19 protein-coding genes are annotated in these 18,240 nt (G+C 37.8%); 9 read left to right on the top strand and 10 right to left on the bottom strand.

The window, feature by feature from the left end; translation table 11 throughout:
• Window positions 1–8: 8 nt before the first annotated feature.
• Genes EPI11_RS19195 through EPI11_RS02420 form a run of 5 tightly spaced genes read right to left on the bottom strand, consistent with a single transcriptional unit; the run spans window position 9 to window position 3,167 of the window.
• Window positions 9–815: a TPM domain-containing protein gene (locus tag EPI11_RS19195; RefSeq protein WP_128388366.1), complete on the bottom strand. Its 807-nt coding sequence runs from the start codon at window positions 813–815 to the stop codon at window positions 9–11.
• A complete protein-coding gene (locus tag EPI11_RS02435) occupies window positions 816–1,253 on the bottom strand; it encodes a TPM domain-containing protein (RefSeq protein WP_128388365.1) in 438 nt (145 codons plus the stop codon).
• Window positions 1,254–1,259: 6 nt separating this feature from the next.
• Window positions 1,260–1,847: a LemA family protein gene (locus tag EPI11_RS02430; RefSeq protein ID WP_128388364.1), complete on the bottom strand. Its 588-nt coding sequence runs from the start codon at window positions 1,845–1,847 to the stop codon at window positions 1,260–1,262.
• A 13-nt stretch (window positions 1,848–1,860) separates the two neighbouring features.
• Window positions 1,861–2,190, bottom strand: a complete 330-nt coding sequence (locus tag EPI11_RS02425) for a MerR family transcriptional regulator (protein WP_128388363.1) — start codon at window positions 2,188–2,190, stop codon at window positions 1,861–1,863.
• On the bottom strand, window positions 2,190–3,167 hold the full coding sequence (locus EPI11_RS02420; protein WP_128388362.1) for a M23 family metallopeptidase: 978 nt from the start codon (window positions 3,165–3,167) through the stop codon (window positions 2,190–2,192). The genes EPI11_RS02425 and EPI11_RS02420 overlap by 1 nt, the downstream gene beginning before the upstream one ends.
• A gap of 152 nt (window positions 3,168–3,319) precedes the next feature.
• On the opposite strand from EPI11_RS02420, the gene alaS reads away from it, so the two are divergent.
• From alaS to EPI11_RS02390, 6 genes are all read left to right on the top strand, one after another.
• Complete coding sequence (gene alaS / locus EPI11_RS02415; RefSeq protein WP_128388361.1) at window positions 3,320–5,947, top strand: alanine--tRNA ligase; 2,628 nt, start codon at window positions 3,320–3,322, stop codon at window positions 5,945–5,947.
• A gap of 122 nt (window positions 5,948–6,069) precedes the next feature.
• On the top strand, window positions 6,070–6,840 hold the full coding sequence (locus tag EPI11_RS02410) for a putative periplasmic lipoprotein (protein ID WP_128388360.1): 771 nt from the start codon (window positions 6,070–6,072) through the stop codon (window positions 6,838–6,840).
• A 93-nt stretch (window positions 6,841–6,933) separates the two neighbouring features.
• Window positions 6,934–7,665, top strand: a complete 732-nt coding sequence (locus EPI11_RS02405; protein WP_128388359.1) for a hypothetical protein — start codon at window positions 6,934–6,936, stop codon at window positions 7,663–7,665.
• Between the two features lie 181 nt (window positions 7,666–7,846).
• A complete protein-coding gene (locus tag EPI11_RS02400; protein ID WP_128388358.1) occupies window positions 7,847–8,500 on the top strand; it encodes a hypothetical protein in 654 nt (217 codons plus the stop codon).
• A gap of 83 nt (window positions 8,501–8,583) precedes the next feature.
• Window positions 8,584–9,540: a GSCFA domain-containing protein gene (locus tag EPI11_RS02395; protein WP_128388357.1), complete on the top strand. Its 957-nt coding sequence runs from the start codon at window positions 8,584–8,586 to the stop codon at window positions 9,538–9,540.
• A gap of 94 nt (window positions 9,541–9,634) precedes the next feature.
• Complete coding sequence (locus tag EPI11_RS02390; RefSeq protein ID WP_128388356.1) at window positions 9,635–10,246, top strand: DUF4230 domain-containing protein; 612 nt, start codon at window positions 9,635–9,637, stop codon at window positions 10,244–10,246.
• Between the two features lie 36 nt (window positions 10,247–10,282).
• Here EPI11_RS02390 and EPI11_RS02385 read toward each other — a convergent pair whose 3' ends face one another.
• From EPI11_RS02385 to EPI11_RS18915, 4 genes are all read right to left on the bottom strand, one after another.
• Window positions 10,283–12,043, bottom strand: a complete 1,761-nt coding sequence (locus EPI11_RS02385; RefSeq protein WP_128388355.1) for an aromatic amino acid hydroxylase — start codon at window positions 12,041–12,043, stop codon at window positions 10,283–10,285.
• 314 nt (window positions 12,044–12,357) lie between these two features.
• On the bottom strand, window positions 12,358–12,906 hold the full coding sequence (locus tag EPI11_RS02380; RefSeq protein ID WP_128388354.1) for a DUF4136 domain-containing protein: 549 nt from the start codon (window positions 12,904–12,906) through the stop codon (window positions 12,358–12,360).
• Window positions 12,907–12,972: 66 nt separating this feature from the next.
• Entirely contained in the window at window positions 12,973–14,961 is a 1,989-nt protein-coding gene (locus EPI11_RS02375; protein WP_128388353.1) for a urocanate hydratase, read from the bottom strand.
• A gap of 67 nt (window positions 14,962–15,028) precedes the next feature.
• Window positions 15,029–15,205 carry a DUF5522 domain-containing protein gene (locus EPI11_RS18915; protein WP_164879096.1) on the bottom strand — a complete coding sequence of 59 codons (177 nt, stop codon included), beginning with the start codon at window positions 15,203–15,205 and terminating at the stop codon, window positions 15,029–15,031.
• Window positions 15,206–15,236: 31 nt separating this feature from the next.
• On the opposite strand from EPI11_RS18915, the gene EPI11_RS02370 reads away from it, so the two are divergent.
• The 3 genes from EPI11_RS02370 (at window position 15,237) to EPI11_RS02360 (ending at window position 17,329) form a co-directional block, all read left to right on the top strand.
• Window positions 15,237–15,572: a hypothetical protein gene (locus EPI11_RS02370; protein ID WP_128388456.1), complete on the top strand. Its 336-nt coding sequence runs from the start codon at window positions 15,237–15,239 to the stop codon at window positions 15,570–15,572.
• A 74-nt stretch (window positions 15,573–15,646) separates the two neighbouring features.
• Window positions 15,647–16,129, top strand: a complete 483-nt coding sequence (locus EPI11_RS02365; protein WP_128388352.1) for a DUF1761 domain-containing protein — start codon at window positions 15,647–15,649, stop codon at window positions 16,127–16,129.
• Window positions 16,130–16,186: 57 nt separating this feature from the next.
• Window positions 16,187–17,329 carry a GNAT family N-acetyltransferase gene (locus tag EPI11_RS02360; protein ID WP_241657563.1) on the top strand — a complete coding sequence of 381 codons (1,143 nt, stop codon included), beginning with the start codon at window positions 16,187–16,189 and terminating at the stop codon, window positions 17,327–17,329.
• Here the strand turns inward: EPI11_RS02360 and EPI11_RS02355 are convergent, their stop codons facing one another.
• Window positions 17,330–18,208 carry a diacylglycerol/lipid kinase family protein gene (locus EPI11_RS02355; protein WP_128388350.1) on the bottom strand — a complete coding sequence of 293 codons (879 nt, stop codon included), beginning with the start codon at window positions 18,206–18,208 and terminating at the stop codon, window positions 17,330–17,332.
• Window positions 18,209–18,240: the final 32 nt, after the last annotated feature.

The raw sequence follows: 18,240 nt of genomic DNA, 5'->3' as shown, positions 1-18,240 counted from the left end.
TAGCCCTTTTACCATCCACCTGATGCGCCACCACCACCAAAACCGCCGCCGCCAAAACCTCCTCCGAAGCCACCACCAAAACCGCCGCCTCCGGAATTTCCTCCGAAACCGCCGCCTCCGCCTAGACTTCTACCAAGGCTGCCAAGTATAAGTATATCAGCAAGATCTGATCCAAAGCCTCCTTTACCACCGGAATTACCACCTCCACCACCTCTTCTGGAAAGTACGGCAATGATAATAACGAAAAGGATTATAAAGAAAATAATAAACCCTCCTCCTGAACCAGAATCATCAGATCTTTTTCTGTCTTCCTTATACTCACCATTCATCACCTGCATAATAGCAGTCGTACCTTTTTCGATACCGGCATAGTAATCGCCTTTTTTAAACTCAGGTGTTATATCATTTACGATTATTAATTTTGACATAGCATCGGTTAAAAGATGCTCAGTTCCATAACCTGAAGCAATAGCTACCTTCCTGTCTTTAACAGCTACAAGAAGCAATATACCATTATCTTTCCCCTTTTGGCCTATACCCCAACTATGTGCTAAATCAACTTTATATCTATCAATATCTTCTCCTTGGGTAGTGGGCACTACCACAACAACAATTTGGGTAGAGGTGCTATCGGCATAATTGATGAGCTTTTGTTCGATAGCCTGTTTTTGACTTTCGTCCAATAACTGAATACCAAGTTCATAATAGCTCGTTTGTTTTGCAGGTTTTTCAGGAATCGTTACCGTTTGTCCAAAGCCTGTAAAGCACAATAGCAATAGAAATACTTGCAGGCTTTTTTGTAGTGCGTTTTTCATTTAGCTTTTAGAAATTTCGTTAGACAGTTCGTCTTTATCGCTTTCATTATAGGGGAAATGCTGTTTTAGTCTTTCGCCCGCTTTCAATACGCCTTCAACCAAACCTTCTTTAAAACGGCTTTCTTTAAAATGAGAAATAATGGCATCTTTAGTACAATCCCAAAAATCGGCTTCTACTACCTTATCAATACCCTCATCGCCAAGTATGGCAAAGGTATGGTCTGACACTCCGATATAGAATAATACACCGTTCCGAGAGTTTGTATTGTACATACCTAATTGATGAAAAACCTCCTTAGCTCTTTCGAGAGGAGGTTTTACTGAATGATTTTCGATATGTACCCTAATTTCGCCAGAAGTGTTTTTTTCGGCAAGGATAATAGCGTTCACTATTTCCTGCTCTTCATCTGCTGTTAGAAAATCTTCGGTTACCGACATTATTTCTTATTTAAAATTAAAATCTACGCTAGGTGCTTTTTCAGCTCCGGCTTCGGCTTTAAACCTTGGCATATCTTCAAATCCAAAAAGACCTGCGAAGATTACTGTTGGGAAGCTGTGTTTTTTCTTATCGTATGTATTAGCCGCTGCATTATAACGGTCTCTCGCTACATTGATCCTGTTCTCTGTTCCTTCAATCTGTGATTGTAAGGCAAGGAAGTTTTGGTTAGCCTTAAGGTCCGGGTAACGTTCTACACTTACCAATAATCTTGATAATGCTCCCGATACACCAGCTTGTGCCTGTTGGAATTGCTCCAATTGTTCCGGAGAAATATTAGATGGGTCTACAGTAACAGAAGTTGCTTTAGCTCTTGCCTCAATAACTGCTGTAAGCGTTCCTTTTTCGAAATCGGCTGCTCCCTGCACGGTTTTAACAAGGTTGCCTATAAGGTCATTTCTTCTTTGGTAGCTGCTCTCTACATCTGCCCACGCTGTTTTAGTATCGGCTCTCACCGTTACAAGACCATTATAAGACGATATCGACCAGATTGCAAGAATTACAATAATAACTACAGGTATGATCCATTTTTTCATATTCAGTGTTTGTTTAAAGTTCGTTTTTTAAATTTAACAGGTTGGTTTTTATAGCTTCTAATTTACGGATTATTTCAAACTTATCCATAGTTTTTTTCTGACCTTCTTTAAGATGCACTTTGGCACCTTCTAAAGTGAAGCCACGTTCTTTGACAAGATGGTAAATTAGCTGCAGGTTTTTTACATCATCGGGCGTAAACATACGGTTGCCCTTTGCATTCTTCTTTGGCTTAAGGACGTCAAATTCCTTATCCCAAAAACGAATAAGGGATGCATTTACATTAAAAGCCTTGGAGAGTTCGCCAATGCTGTAATATCTTTTTTCTGGCAGTTCTAAATGCATTAATCTAGAGATTGGTTTTCCTGGTTAGCTAATTTAGAAATTAAAATGAATTCTTTTGCAGAAATATTTCCATAATAGAAGTTTAGCGGATTGACTACTTCACCATTTTTATGTACTTCATAATGCAGATGGGGCGCTTCACTTCGGCCTGTGCTTCCTACATAACCTATTACGTCTCCCCTTTTTACTTTTTGCCCTGCTTTCACCTTATATTTACTCATGTGTCCGTATAAAGTTTCATAACCAAAACCGTGCCTGATCACAATGTGATTACCATAACCCGATGCTTTATTATCGGCAGTAACCACAACACCGTCACCGGTTGCATATATAGGCGTTCCTGTTCGTGCAGAAAAGTCCATTCCGGCATGAAACTTCCTTATTTTTGTAAAAGGGTCACTCCTGTATCCAAATCCGGATGCCATTTGGCGCAGGTCTTCATTCTTAACAGGCTGTATCGCCGGTATAGCAGAAAGCAGCTTCTCTTTATCTTTAGCCAATTTGGCGATTTCATCAAGCGATTTGGATTGTATTACAAGTTCTTTAGAAATTACATCCAGGCGTTTTGTAGTATTTACAACCAGCTCAGAATTATCATACCCTTCAAGGTCTTTGTAACGGTTTACCCCTCCAAAACCTGCTTTACGCTGTTCTTCGGGTATTGCTGATGCATTAAAGTAAGTTCTGTATAAATTGTTATCGCGGTCTTCAATATTACCCAGAACCTCATCAACCTGATCCATTTTGCGGTTTAATATTTCATACCTTATCTTCATATTCTCTATCTCTCTTGCCTGTAGCCTGTCTTTTGGTGTCTCAAAAAAAGGTGTATTAAGCAGCACTACGAAACACAAAAAACCAAAAAGCCCGGCAGCAACCAAAAAAAGCACAATATATCCTACATTTCTACCCGCTTTGGGCTTTAATATACGATATGCTAAGTTTTCTGCGTCGTAATAATATTTTACCTTCGCCATGTTCTAAAATATTCTATTTTTGCACCTTACAGAAAATGCCCGCAGGTTGCTATAATTGATAAACGAACAAATGTAATAAATGTTACGGTTTTACCGCCGTTTTTTCGATTCATACCTGCTAAAATTAAACTATAATAAATTTCAGTCCCTATATGAAATCCCAGGATATCAGGAAACAGTTCTTAGATTTTTTCAAAGAAAAAGGCCATTTAATTGTGCCTTCAGCTCCTATTGTTACTAAAGATGACCCAACCCTTATGTTCAACAACTCCGGTATGGCACAGTTTAAGGAATATTTCCTTGGCAATGGCATACCTAAGAGCAAACGTATTGCCGATACTCAGAAATGCCTTCGTGTATCCGGTAAGCACAATGATTTGGAAGATGTAGGTTTTGACACCTACCACCATACTATGTTCGAAATGCTTGGTAACTGGAGTTTTGGTGATTACTTTAAAAAAGAAGCCATTAACTGGGCATGGGAACTGCTTACCGAAGTATACAAAATACCGAAAGACATTCTTTATGTGAGTGTTTTTGAAGGCAGCCCTGAAGAAAATGTTCCTTTTGATCAGGAAGCCTATGATATCTGGAAAGGCCTTATTGACGAAGACCGTATTATTCTTGGTAACAAGAAAGACAATTTTTGGGAAATGGGCGACCAGGGACCATGCGGACCTTGTTCTGAAATTCACGTGGATATCCGTTCTGCTGAAGAAAAGGCATTAGTATCGGGTAAGGAACTTGTAAACAATGACCACCCACAAGTCGTAGAGATATGGAATAATGTATTCATGGAGTTTAATCGTAAAGCTGATGGCTCACTGGAAAAACTACCTGCTCAGCACGTAGATACCGGTATGGGCTTTGAGCGTCTTTGCATGGTGTTACAAAACGTAACATCTAACTATGACACTGATGTTTTCACTCCGCTTATTCAAAAAATCGAAAGCCTTACAGGTAAAAAATATACGATCAAGGCCGAAAACGATGAGGAAGAAAAAACCAACATCGCTATACGCGTAATTGCTGACCACGTTCGTGCCGTAGCATTCGCTATTGCCGATGGTCAGCTGCCCTCTAATACAGGTGCAGGTTATGTAATCCGTAGAATATTGCGCAGGGCTATTCGTTACGGATTTACGTTCCTTGATAAAAAAGAAGCTTTTATTAATGAACTGGTTGCTGTATTGAGCGCGCAAATGGGAGAATTTTTCCCGGAGATCAAATCACAGCAGTCATTGGTAACCAATGTAATTAAAGAAGAAGAAGCTTCTTTCTTAAGAACACTGGATCAAGGATTACAATTGCTTGACAATGTAATTGCACAAACCGAAGGCAAAGAAGTATCGGGCGCTAAAGCATTCGAACTGTATGATACTTTTGGTTTTCCTAAAGACTTAACAGCTCTTATTCTAAAAGAAAAAGGGATGTCTTATAATGACGCTGAATTTGATGCTGAACTTCAAAAACAAAAAACACGCTCGCGTGCAGCATCAGAAGTTGCTACCGATGACTGGGTTCTTTTAGTTGAAGGTAACACTGAAACTTTTGTTGGTTACGACCAGACAGAAAACGAAGTAAAAATTACTCGATACAGGAAAATTGATTCTAAAAAAGACGGTATCTTATACCAGATCGTTTTAGACAATACTCCTTTTTATCCTGAAGGCGGCGGCCAGGTAGGTGATAAAGGTGCTTTGGCTACAGCTAATGAAACCATCGAAATCCTTGACACTAAAAAAGAAAACAATCTTATACTGCATATCGCTAAAAAACTTCCTGAAAATGTAAGTGCAACATTTACAGCTAAAGTAAACGAGAAGTTAAGAAGTGACTCGGCAAGCAATCACTCGGCTACCCACTTATTGCACCAGGCATTAAGAACTATCCTTGGCACACACGTAGAGCAAAAAGGATCGTTAGTTAGCCCGGGGTACCTGCGTTTTGACTTTTCGCATTTCGCAAAAGTTACCGATGCAGAATTGAAACAGGTTGAAGATTTTGTAAACGAAAGAATACAGGAACACCTGCCACTTGTTGAACGTAGAAATATTCCGTTTAAGCAAGCTGTAGAAGAAGGTGCTATGGCATTATTTGGAGAGAAATATGGTGACAATGTAAGAGCTATTAAATTTGGTGAAAGCATGGAGCTTTGCGGTGGTATTCACGTAAGGAACACTGCCGATATATGGTACTTTAAAATAATAAGTGAAGGTGCTGTTGCAGCAGGTATCCGCCGAATTGAGGCAATTACCAACGAAGCTGTTAAGACCTTCTTTGCTTCTCAGGAAAAAGCTTTGGAAGAAATAAATGCTGCACTAAAGAATCCGCAGGATACTTTAAAAGCAGTAGTTTCATTACAGGACGAAAATGCTAAGTTGAAAAAACAACTGGAAGCTTTAATGAGAGATAAAGCCAAGAACCTAAAAGGTGAACTAGCTGCTGAGCTTAAAGAAATAAACGGTGTACAGTTTCTTGCGAAACAAGTAGACCTTGATGCTAACGGCGCAAAAGACCTTGCTTATGAGCTGGGGAATCTTGGCACTAACCTATTTATTGTATTGGCTACTGCCGAAGAAGGAAAACCAATGCTAACCTGCTATGTTTCTAAAGAACTTGTTGCCGAAAAAGGCTTAAACGCCGGACAGGTAGTTCGTGAACTTGGAAAACACATTCAGGGCGGCGGTGGCGGACAGCCATTCTTTGCTACTGCGGGTGGTAAAAATGCTGCGGGTATAGAGGCTGCACTTTCTGACGCTGTTGGATTTATAAAATAACACATTGATACTCTTTTTAAAAGGCGCTAAATATATATTTAGCGCCTTTTTTCATTAGTAAGATTTCATTTACTTTTATTCCTTACTTTTGCCGCATTAAAAAATCAAATACAACCATACCAATGAAAAAAATGTTAATCATGGCAGCAGCTGCCCTATTTATGATCTCTTGTGGCAGTGACGATTCTTCTCCAGTTACGAACAATGACACAGTGCTCGTGAAAAAAATCACCGAAACCGATGAAGATGGAACGCTTATTACAGTTTTAACTTATAATGGTACTAAACTGACAGAAATAAATAACAATGAAGGTTTACGCCAGGTTTTCATTTATGCAGGCGATCTTATTACAGAGTGGAAAACATACCAAGGAACTGAGCTTATAACAACTGATACTTATGTATATAATTCAGCTAATAAACTTGTAACCTATACTTCTATTGATAATACCGAAGAGGCATACCACGAAAAAATCACTTATGTACATAATGCAGATGGAAGCATTGATTATAAAGAATATAATGGCAACACACCATCATCAATAGACCAATTGAATATGGTAGGTAAAATTTATGCAGATAAATATACCGAAGTAGTTTCTTTTGGTGCTGAAAGTATTACCTATACTGTAACATTTACTTTTGACGGTAAAAACAATCCGTTAAAGAATGTTACAGGGTTTGATAAAATTGCTTTTGTAAATACAATGGAAAGCACAAATCATGCAGAAAATATAACTTCAGAGACTTCTTCTGCTTCAAACAGTACTAGTGCACCAAAACTACAAACTACGTATGTTTATACTTATGATGCTAAAAACTATCCATTAACGGTTGTTGAAACAGATGTAGAGGACCCTAACACCACTATTACAACGCAGTATGCTTACTAATAAGAACAAACGTTTTTAAATTAAAACCCAAATACTATATTTGTATTTGGGTTTTAATTTTTTTATACCCCTCTCAATCTAAATAAACAGGAAATGAAAAAACTTTTAACTCTGACTATTGCTTTAATACTATTGACAGCATGCTCCAGTGACGATAGTCCGGCTCCAGCGAAAGAAACAACAGTTAGCCTTAAAAAGATCATTTCGACAAACGAAGACGGAGAAATAGTAACATCTAATTACAATTATACTGATACCAAATTAACAAGTGTTATTTCAAGTGACGGTTCCAGCAGTATTTACACTTACACAGGGCAGCAGAATACAGGCTTAGAAGATTATGAAAATTATACGCTTAGGTACAGCTATATTTATGAATATAATGACAATAATAAAATAGCTTCAAAAACAGTATTAGTACACAATGTGTACCCCAAGTTTGCCCAAAAAGACGTGTACACTTATAATGAAGACGGAACCACAACCATTAGATCATATACTGGGGATTTTGAATCTCAAACAGAGCTTTCCCAAACCACGATTGTTTCCTACCCTAGTGCCACTACGATCCAATATCAGTCTAATGACGGAACAAAATTGGTCTATACCTATGACGGAAAAAATCATCCTTTGAAAAATGTTTTAGAGACTGACATGTATGCTCAAAACCTGCTTACTGTTATTGATATAACATATGCAGAACCTATAACTTATTTTGACAATACCTATACCTACAACTCAAAAGACTACCCAATAACCTCTACAGAAAAGGTATATGTAATGGGTGAGTATAAAACCACGAAAAGACAATTCTTTTACGAATAATTATTTAAAAATCTAAAATCAAATACAGGACTTATTTTCTTATAAATCCTGAAATGAATCCAAATAAATGAAATAAATCTTTACTCTTATTCTTGCATTAACTCTATTAACTGCTTGTTCCGGCGATGATAATCCAGGAACCACAACTCCACCTCAAGAAACAAATGTTCTTTTAAAAAAAGTGATTGAAACGAAAGAAGATGGCAGCATTACTACCTTTACTTATACTTATGATGGTAGTAAAATAGTGAGTATTATTAGAACCGATGGCATTAGCGATATTTATGCCTATACAGGTAACCTTATAACATATATAAAGCATACAAATACCTATTTTACCAGTGAAACTTTTATTGAATATGATAACAATAATCGAAAAATTATAGAAAAGACTTTCAATACAATCCTTCAGCCTAATGTCGTTTTAGAAAAAATAGACATGGTGACTTTCTCTTACAGCCCAAATGGAACAGTTACCTCCTCCGTTTATGTAGGAGATAGCGAATCGGAAATGGAGTTAAATAACTCAAGTACTATCACTTACAATAACGGAAACACCATTTCATTTGAGACTACGTCAGGTTTAGGCAATTATGATCATATTTATGACACTAAAAATAATTCTATGAAAAATGTTTTAGGTTATCATGAATACATGAGACCAGATTATGATGGAAAACACAATTGCCTCACTGCTTATACAAAACCTGAAGGGGCTATATATACTTTCACTTATACTTATAATTTAGCTAATTATCCTGAAACCTCAACACTAAAAGGTAAAAGACTGGATGGTGAATACGTAACAACTAAAAAACAATATTTCTACGAATAACACTTAAAGGAATACAATTAAAAACCCAAATGCTATATTTGTATTTGGGTTTTCTTTTATGACCTATTCCAAAACAACAAAAAATGCAGTTCAGAACCCAAATACCTGTTTCAAACAATGTAACACCTATCGATTATAATTCGGTAATAGTGTCTTTGGGTTCATGTTTTGCCGTGAACATCGGGCAAAAATTTGATTACTTTAAGTTCAGGAATACTACCAATCCTTTTGGGATACTTTTCCATCCGGAAGCATTGGAAAAATTCATTGGCTTTGCCATACATAAAAAAGAGTTCACCGAAGCTGATATTTTTTACCACAACGAACGCTGGCATAGTTTTGATGCACATTCCGACCTTAGCCATCCTGATAAAGAAATGCTGCTTTTAAATTTAAACAGTGCTGTAGCATTAGCTAACACCCAATTAAAAGAGGCAACTCATCTTATAATTACATTGGGTACTGCATGGGTATACCGTAATACTGCATCAGGCGATCTTGTTGCCAACTGCCATAAAGTACCACAGAAACAATTTACCAAAGAACTGCTCACAGTAGATGCTATACAACAAAGCTTACAGCGTATCATAAATCTGGTTCATAAGATAAACTCATCAGTTCAACTCATTTTTACGGTGTCCCCTGTTCGTCATATAAAAGACGGATATGTGGAGAACCAATGGAGCAAGGCTAACCTTATAGCTGCGCTGCAGGAAACGATAAACAATAAGGAACAAATACTGAATACTTATTATTTTCCATCGTATGAAATCATGATGGATGAACTTCGTGATTACCGCTTTTACACAGAAGATATGATACACCCTAATCAGACAGCTATAAATTACATTTGGAAGCGTTTTACCGAATCTTCCATCACTTCTCAAGCACAGGAAACAATGAAGCTCGCAGACAGCATACAGAAAGGATTAACGCATCGCTCTTTTAATCCGGACTCACAACAGCACCTGGCATTCTTATCAAAACTCAATGATAAGATCACTGTACTGCAAAAGCTTCACCCTCATATTACATTTTAAAATAAACAACGGATATATACTTCACTTTTCCAATTATTTTAAGGCCGCTATAACAGTACCCCTTATAATTTATTCTTACTTTTAAAATAAAAAAATGACGCGCAAAATACTCATTGGTGCCGGTGCACTGCTTGTAATTTTTCTTGCTTTTCGCTTTTGCGAATTCAAAAAAGACAGTACCAGCCAGATTGAAGAAACGGCACTTATACAGGAACAGATAAAAAACGTAGGTAAGCTTGTGGTTACAGAAGGACATTTCTCTGAAGTACTAACCTACAAAGACCAGCAAAAGTATTTCCTGGACATGATCTCTTTTGAGAAGAAAGCACTTGTAATAGTAAATGCCGATGTTACCGTGAGCTACGACCTGAGTAAGATTGAATATGATATTGATGAAGCGTCTAAAACCATTACCATTGAAAACATCCCAAAAGAAGAAATAAAAATAAGTCCGGATCTTAAGTTTTATGACGTACAACAAAACGGATTTAATGAGTTCTCAGGTGAAGACTATAACAAAATAAACAAAACGGTAAAAGAGAACCTTGCTAAAAAGATAGAGAAATCTTCATTAAAATCGAATGCACAAAACAGATTGTTAAGCGAGCTTTCAAAAATACTTATCCTTACCAATACTATGGGCTGGAAACTTCAGTATAATGGTGAAACGGTAGATGACAAATCGATAAACAATGTACTTCTATAAATAAAAAAAGAGCGCTTAAAGCGCTCTTTTTCAAGATTAAGAAATCTTCTCTTTTTCAAATATAAGTTCTAATCCGCCCTCTATTAAATGCGCCACATTTGGGCGGTTCTTTTTAACGGCATCCAGGTGCAGCATAACTTCCTGCAATAATCCCTGGCTATTATCTTTATGAAGCTGTTCTGTAATTTCTACCGAAAGCAGCCAGTCATTTGAATGTTTCTCTTTTAGCATCGCGAAAGTATCTGCAATACTCATTGTTTCACCTTTTCCTTCTCTTATGCTTCTTATGTTTTTGTAAAGACCTTCCAGTTCTTCTCTTTCCGGTGATTTTACAGCTTTGATGGTTTTACTTGATGGTACGTGTGTTATCAGGTCAAAACTATTGATATCTGCAGGTCCTGAGAAAGCAGAAAGTACTTTTTTACCAACAGCCATATCATAATTACCCCATTCCGGCTGGAACAACACGGTATCATTATGTGTAACGGTACAGTCTTTAAAGCTGATGATAATTATCTTACCCTGAATATTTCTTGTACCCGTAATAATCACGCCACTCACAGTAATATTACCTTCAAACTCAAGGGTTACTCTTTCTCCTTCATAAATAGCATAAGCAATAAGATCCCTCGGACTCATATCTTCTATAGAAAGATTAATCCCTTTAAGTTTTCCAATTGGGCTTCCAAAACCTTCAGAATGATAAATTGTACCATGACCTACAAGTTCTTTTTCTCTATATGATAAAGCCGTTTTACCTGTTGTTTGCACATACACCGGTTTGCCTCCATTTTCAATCACATTCGTAAATACTCCCGAAACCTGTATACCAGTACTTAATTCGATAGTACCAAGGGCTTTCGATTTTATCAGTTTCTCCAGACCGGAAAGACCTCCGGTACGCAGTGCCATTTTATTGGCGAACTCTTCTAAAACAAGATTTAAATGTGCAAAATCAGGTGTAACAAATAGCTGTGGCTGTGGTTTTGTAATATCAAAACCTTGGTAAGCCGCTTCAATATCGTAAGGTGCTTTTTTTACATTATCAGTCATACACCAGGCGCTTTCACCAATAGATGAAAGTAATCCGGCACCATATATTTTAGGATCTTCAACCGTTCCGATAAGACCATACTCTACCGTCCACCAGTGCAGGTTACGGATAAGTGCCATTTCAGAGGGTTCTACAACTTCATTCTGCAGGTCTTCAACACGTTTTTCTATCGCATCAATTTCAGCCTGTGGTGTACCCTCAGCTTCTTTTAAGATAGACAACAGTCGTATTGCTTCGTATATTTCATAGTCTCTTGAAGAAGATATTGCTTTACAGCCAATTTCTCCAAAACGTCTCAGGTACTCAGCATATTCCGGGTTCGCAATGATAGGGGCATGCCCTGCCCCTTCATGAATAATATCCGGAGCCGGAGTATATTCAATATGTTCTAACTGACGGATGTCTGATGCGATAACAAGCACATTATAAGCCTGGAATTCCATGAATGCGTTAGGCGGAATAAAACCGTCTACAGCTACTGCTGCCCATCCTATCTCCTGTAATATCCTGTTCATGCCATACATGCTTGGAATATTATCTACCTCAATGCCTGTTTTTTTAAGTCCTTCAAGATAAGAACTGTGCGCTACCCTGCTAAGATAATCAACATTTTTGCGCATTACATAACGCCATACCGCCTGATTTATAGGCGTATAGTCATTATAATCCTGAGGCTTTATAAACTGCTTTAAGTGTTTCGGTAATCTTTCAATTAGCGGATTACTTTCAATAGGTGCATTCATTTTTTATAAACGTTATTTACATCGTAAAATTACGAAATTCTCATTTAACAATCCTAAACCATAAAATATATATTTTAAATAAAGGGATTTTATGCTACAAGTTAAATATTAACCAACCTGATTATTACAACGCAAAAGCCATGGTTTTCACCATGGCTCAACAGAAACAAAGTAATAATTGAAATAACAATTGATTAAAACAGTATATATTAAACTCAATAGTTATTGGTTTTAGTATGTAATAGGATCATTATTTTTTTTAAAATAATATCCCATAAAAAAAGCTCCATTGATATGGAGCCTTTTACTTTTTTTTATTTCTTCTTCTGTGGCGGGAACTGCTTCATGATCTCAGTCACGAATTCATTGATTCGTTCCTGTTTTCTTTCGCGGTCTAAAGTCAGTACTCCTGTACCTACTCCCTGCCAAACCAGTTCTTTTTTATTCACATCTATAAGATCTATGTAAAGCGTACCTTCGGTAGATGTGCTAACTGATGTATAACTGCCTCCCCAAAAACCGGGACCCCAACCATAGCCGTAACCATAGCCCCATCCGAAACCATTATTCCACTGATTAACATCTACCTGCTGTGTAGCTTTGGTGAATATATTCACCAGTAAAGTTGGGTTATCACTTTTGGTAAAACCTTTATTTTGGAGTTCAGTTTCTATAGCTTTTAATATCCTTTTCTTATCAAGATCAGATATCTCTGCTTTATCTATTCCTTCTTTAAAATAGCCATAGGTTTTATACTGGCTAAAATCAACACTGTCATCATAGTCTGACACAACCCTGATAGAGCTGCACGAAGCCATGATAGCTGTAACAAATAGTACCGATAGCAATTTTATAGTTTTCATAATCACAAAAAGTTAATCGTTCATATTAAAGATAATAAATGTTGACAATTAACCCTCTTCTAATTATCAACCTAGTAAAGCGTCGTCAACTATATTTGGCAAAGTAACCTTTAGAAGCGGCTGATTTTCCATCGCTCTTTTTATTGCAAAAATTGCTTCTTCATTCCTTGCCCAGCTTCTTCTTGAAATACCGTTATTAACATCCCAGAAAAGCATTGATTCTAAACGTCTTGACGCCTCTTTAGAACCATCAAGAACCATACCAAATCCGCCATTAATAACCTCTCCCCAACCTACGCCTCCACCATTATGGATACTTACCCAAGTTGCACCACGGAAACTATCTCCAATAACGTTGTGTATTGCCATATCGGCCGTAAAACGTGAACCGTCATAAATGTTAGATGTTTCACGATACGGAGAATCTGTACCGGATACATCGTGGTGGTCACGGCCCAATACCACAAGCCCGATCTCTCCATTGGCAATAGCCTTATTAAAAGCTTCGGCAATATTAATTCTTCCCTGTGCATCGGCATATAATATACGTGCCTGAGAACCCACTACAAGCTTGTTCTCCTGCGCGCCCTGTATCCATTTTATATTGTCCTGCATTTGCTGCTTTATCTCAACAGGAGCCGTTTTCGCCATTTCTTCCAGTACCGCTGCTGCAATAGCATCGGTCTTAGCTAAATCTTCCGGTTTTCCTGAAGCACATACCCAACGGAACGGCCCGAAACCATAATCAAAGCACATAGGTCCCATAATATCCTGTACATAGCTTGGGTACCTGAAATTAATACCGTCTGCTGCCATAATATCTGCTCCTGCACGTGATGCTTCTAATAAAAAAGCATTTCCATAATCAAAGAAATAGGTTCCTTTTGCTGTGTGTTTATTTACAGCTGCTGCATGTCTGCGTAGTGTTTCCTGTACTTTTTCTTTAAACAGTTCAGGATTATCAGCCATAAGCTGATTCGCCTCTTCAAGGCTTATTGCAACCGGATAATAACCACCTGCCCACGGATTGTGAAGCGAAGTCTGGTCACTACCCAAGTCGATATAGATATCTTGTTTGTCAAATTCTTCCCATACGTCTACCACGTTACCCTGGTAAGCTATAGAAACAACTTCTTTACCGGCTTTGGCTTTTTTAACTCTTTCTACCAATGAAGGTAAATCGGTCATTACCTCGTCTACCCATCCCTGAGAATGACGTGTGTGTACTGCTTTAGGGTTTACTTCGGCACAAACGGTAATACAGCCGGCAATGTTACCTGCTTTAGGCTGAGCACCACTCATACCACCAAGACCTGAAGTTACAAATACTTTGCCTTCCAGTCCTTCACCGTTCTTAGCTATCTTTCTTCCTCCGTTCAATACGGTAATAGTAGTACCGTGCACGATTCCCTGCGGACCGATATACATATAACTACCTGCCGTCATCTGACCGTATTGCGACACACCTAATGCATTGAATTTTTCCCAATCATCCGGTTTAGAATAATTAGGTATCATCATACCGTTAGTAACCACTACTCTTGGCGCTTCCTTATGCGATGGAAATAATCCCATTGGGTGACCTGAGTACATGGTAAGCGTTTGCTCATCGGTCATTTCGCTAAGGTATTTCATCGTAAGCCTGTACTGTGCCCAGTTTTGAAACACGGCACCGTTACCTCCATAGGTAATTAATTCGTGAGGATGCTGCGCTACTGCATAATCCAGGTTATTCTGAATCATAAGCATGATCGCTTTAGCCTGATCTGATTTTCCTGGGTACTCATCGATTGGCCTTGCATACATTTTATAATCCGGACGAAGGCGGTACATATAAATACGCCCATATGTTTCTAATTCTTCCGAAAATTCTTTTATCAGTTCCTTATGGTCCTTCGGTTCAAAATAACGAAGCGCATTGCGCAGTGCCAGTTTTTTCTCGTCGGCACTAAGTATTTCTTTTCGTTTTGGAGCATGATTAATGTCCAATTCATAAGGCTTAGGCTGCGGTAAAATAGAAGGAATCCCTTCCTGTATTTGCTCTTTAAATGTCATATAGTATAGTGTTCGGTTCACAGTGCTTAGTGTTCAGGCCTATTAGCCTGCTCACTACTTACTCTGTTTACTTTTTATTTGTCCCAGTTTTTTTATCAAACCCATACGGGCAGTGGCGGCAGCCATTTTTACAACAAAAGCCGCGTTTTAAATGAAATTTCTCGGTGAATACCTTATAGCCTTCCGGCGTAAGGTAATAATCTTCACCTTCTATTAATTTATTTTCAGAATTATGCCCACTCATATGCGCAAATTTATGAACTTTACATCTAATGATACTAATTGCATCTAAATATTTAATCCCGAAAGGTTATACAGCAATGGCTATTTTTCCATTTGTCCTTCTTAGGGATAAAAAGCTTCAGGAAAACGCCGTACTGATCAACCATGAAAAAATACACCTGCGCCAGCAGGCAGAACTGCTTATTCTCCCTTTTTACATTTGGTATGTAGCCGAATACTTACTCCGTCTTATCGCTTATCGTAACAAAAACAAAGCATACCGGAATATTAGCTTTGAACGCGAAGCCTACGCCGAGGAAACCAACAGTAACTACCTTAAGAATAGATCACTATGGAACTTCACCAAATTCATAAACTCAAACTCATAATTGTTTGAGGATTTGAAATTTATCTTCATAAAAAAATATACTTTTGTTACACCAAGCAACAAAAAAACAAAATTATGGAAATCAATTTCTTAGCCGTTCTTGTAGCTGCACTCGTAACATTGCCAATAGGTTTTATCTGGTACAATCCTAAGGTTTTTGGTACTATCTGGATGAAAGAAACCGGTATGACCGAAGAAAAAGCAAAGGGTTCTAATATGTTTAAAGTATTCGGGCTTACTTTCTTTTTTTCATTTTTGATCGCCTTTATACTACAGCCAATCGTTATCCATCAATATGGTGCTTTAGGTATGATAGGAGCAGATCCAACCTTAGCAAAACCGTCCTATGCCGCTTTCATGGCAGATTATGGAGAGGCTTACAGAACTTTTAAACATGGAATGCTTCACGGTTTTATGACAGGACTTTTCCTTGCATTACCCATGGTAGGCATCAATGCACTTTTTGAAAGAAAAAGCTGGAGATACATCCTTATCAATGCAGGTTACTTTACCGTTTGTCTTACTATAATGGGTGGCATAGTTTGTGCATGGAAATAATATCTTTGCAAATTAATGATACAAAATCTCCTTCGGGAGATTTTTACTTTATTTACCTTGAAGCATAACCTGTCTTATACACTTTACAATTCTTCTGCACAGCTGCCGGAAGAATGGGATACAATTGCCGAAAAAAATGTTTTTCTTTCGCGCTATTACCTTGCTGTGCTTGAAAAAGCCGCTCCCGACAATATGCAATGCCATTTTATTGGATTGTATAACAACAACGTTCTTTGCGGTATAGCACTTGCCCAGTACATTAACCTCAGGCGTATTAATACATTTGTAGAAGAAAAGAACAGCTTTTGCTTAAAAGATTATCTGTTTAAAAAATTTTCATCGCACATTATTGTTATTGGCAACAATACTCTTACCGGACAAAATGCTTACTTATTAAATGATGCTATTGCCGAAAAGGATGCTTTACGACTATTTGAAGATGTATTACAACAATTAAAACGGGAATACAGGAAGAAATGCATTTACGTCAATCTGCTTGCTGTTAAAGATTTTAATGAGAGCGAGCTGCCCAACTTTAAAGCTGTAGGGTATAAAAACTACTACCAATTTTGTACGCAACCGAATATGATCTTCAACATTCGGGAAAACTGGCATTCTATCGAAGACTATCTTGCCGATATGAATACCAAGTACCGCACCCAATACAATCGTGCCCGTAAAAAAGCAGAAGGAATTGAGAAGCGAAAACTAACGATAGAAGAAATAAACCAGCAGCAGGAGCGAATACATGAACTGTATATGACGGTTGCTCAAAATGCATCGTTTAATACCTTCCACCTGCCTAAAAACCATTTTGAGGTATTCAAGCAGCAACTTCAGGATGACTTTTTGTTTTACGGCTATTTTATCAATGGTGAATTAGTTGGATTCAATACCCTTGTAAAGAATAACAACGATATGGATACCTACTTTTTAGGCTATGATGACAGCATTCAAAAAGAAAAAATGCTGTACCTCAATATGCTTTATGATATGATAGGATATGCTATTAAAAAGCAATTTTCGCATGTAATCTTCGCGCGTTCAGCTATGGAAATAAAAAGTTCTGTAGGCGCTGTTGCAGAACAGGTGTATGGTGTGATAAAACACACCAACCCCATCCTGAATTATTTTATGGCAAAACTTTTCCCTTACTTCGATCCTAAAGTGGAATGGAAAGAACGCAGTCCTTTTAAATAGTTAAGGTACCGCTACCCTCATCTGCCTGTGCAGTATTTTCACGTCAAGCTTATCAACTTCGCCACAATACTCGCCATCTATCTGGAAACAAACGGGGAAATTTGTGGTTATCACAGCTTCTTCGGTAGAAATAATCTCTACATCTTCGTCGCTATCAATAGGCATATTGCCCGTTAATATCTTACCTATAAAAAAAAGGTCAAGGTTTTTAAGAATCACTACTTCAAACTTACCGTCATCCATTAGCCCAATCGGATTGATAGTTACTCCCGTCCCATACTTTTGTGTATTGGCAATAACAACCATCCTGGCTTCCGTTTCAACCGTTTTCCCATTGGCTTTTATTGTTACCTGAAAAGGATCTTCAAGATCGGTCAACGTATTTATAGCATGCAGCGCATAGCCTAATTTACCGCGAATGCTGCTGCCTTCATAATTACGGATCAGTTCAGCATTAACACCAATATCACTTAGATGCAGGCTCTTTTTATCGTTAATGCAAACCATATCCATTTCCATAGATCTCCCATGAAAGGCTACCTTTAGATTTTCTTCAACATCAGTAGGCAATTTTAAATCGACCGAAAGTCCGTTTGCCGAACCTGACGGAAGTACTCCAATGATTACATCATACTGCCCTACTGCTTCGGCAACAATCTTAACTGTCCCATCACCACCAGCCACAAGTATGCGCTCGGGCTCATGCTCTTCATATAACTTTTTTATATGGCTTTCATCATTTTTCCCTGTAGTTTCAAACTCTATTAACTCAATGTGTTCCCTGTCAGCATATTCACGGGCTGCGGTAACTAATCCAGACTTATCATTTCCTCCGGCAATTGGATTTACTACCAACAAAAACTTCTTTTGACCCTTCATCCCGATATTTTTTATTAAATTTAATTAAATTG

It is taken from the genome of Flavobacterium cerinum, assembly GCF_004028155.1.
GTDB lineage: Bacteria > Bacteroidota > Bacteroidia > Flavobacteriales > Flavobacteriaceae > Flavobacterium > Flavobacterium cerinum.
This window is presented reverse-complemented; position numbering and strand designations above follow the sequence as displayed.

Excerpts from the sequence above, each read along its gene's own strand:
- EPI11_RS18915 (WP_164879096.1), bottom strand. The coding sequence starts at position 15,205 with ATGAGTGGGCATAATTCTGAAAATAAATTAATAGAAGGTGAAGATTAT.
- EPI11_RS02395 (WP_128388357.1), top strand. The coding sequence starts at position 8,584 with ATGCAGTTCAGAACCCAAATACCTGTTTCAAACAATGTAACACCTATC.
- EPI11_RS19195 (WP_128388366.1), bottom strand. The coding sequence starts at position 815 with ATGAAAAACGCACTACAAAAAAGCCTGCAAGTATTTCTATTGCTATTG.
- EPI11_RS02385 (WP_128388355.1), bottom strand. The coding sequence starts at position 12,043 with ATGAATGCACCTATTGAAAGTAATCCGCTAATTGAAAGATTACCGAAA.
- EPI11_RS02425 (WP_128388363.1), bottom strand. The coding sequence starts at position 2,190 with ATGCATTTAGAACTGCCAGAAAAAAGATATTACAGCATTGGCGAACTC.
- EPI11_RS02430 (WP_128388364.1), bottom strand. The coding sequence starts at position 1,847 with ATGAAAAAATGGATCATACCTGTAGTTATTATTGTAATTCTTGCAATC.
- EPI11_RS02420 (WP_128388362.1), bottom strand. The coding sequence starts at position 3,167 with ATGGCGAAGGTAAAATATTATTACGACGCAGAAAACTTAGCATATCGT.
- EPI11_RS02390 (WP_128388356.1), top strand. The coding sequence starts at position 9,635 with ATGACGCGCAAAATACTCATTGGTGCCGGTGCACTGCTTGTAATTTTT.
- EPI11_RS02380 (WP_128388354.1), bottom strand. The coding sequence starts at position 12,906 with ATGAAAACTATAAAATTGCTATCGGTACTATTTGTTACAGCTATCATG.
- EPI11_RS02375 (WP_128388353.1), bottom strand. The coding sequence starts at position 14,961 with ATGACATTTAAAGAGCAAATACAGGAAGGGATTCCTTCTATTTTACCG.
- EPI11_RS02405 (WP_128388359.1), top strand. The coding sequence starts at position 6,934 with ATGAAAAAACTTTTAACTCTGACTATTGCTTTAATACTATTGACAGCA.
- EPI11_RS02355 (WP_128388350.1), bottom strand. The coding sequence starts at position 18,208 with ATGAAGGGTCAAAAGAAGTTTTTGTTGGTAGTAAATCCAATTGCCGGA.
- EPI11_RS02410 (WP_128388360.1), top strand. The coding sequence starts at position 6,070 with ATGAAAAAAATGTTAATCATGGCAGCAGCTGCCCTATTTATGATCTCT.
- EPI11_RS02435 (WP_128388365.1), bottom strand. The coding sequence starts at position 1,253 with ATGTCGGTAACCGAAGATTTTCTAACAGCAGATGAAGAGCAGGAAATA.
- alaS (WP_128388361.1), top strand. The coding sequence starts at position 3,320 with ATGAAATCCCAGGATATCAGGAAACAGTTCTTAGATTTTTTCAAAGAA.
- EPI11_RS02365 (WP_128388352.1), top strand. The coding sequence starts at position 15,647 with ATGGAAATCAATTTCTTAGCCGTTCTTGTAGCTGCACTCGTAACATTG.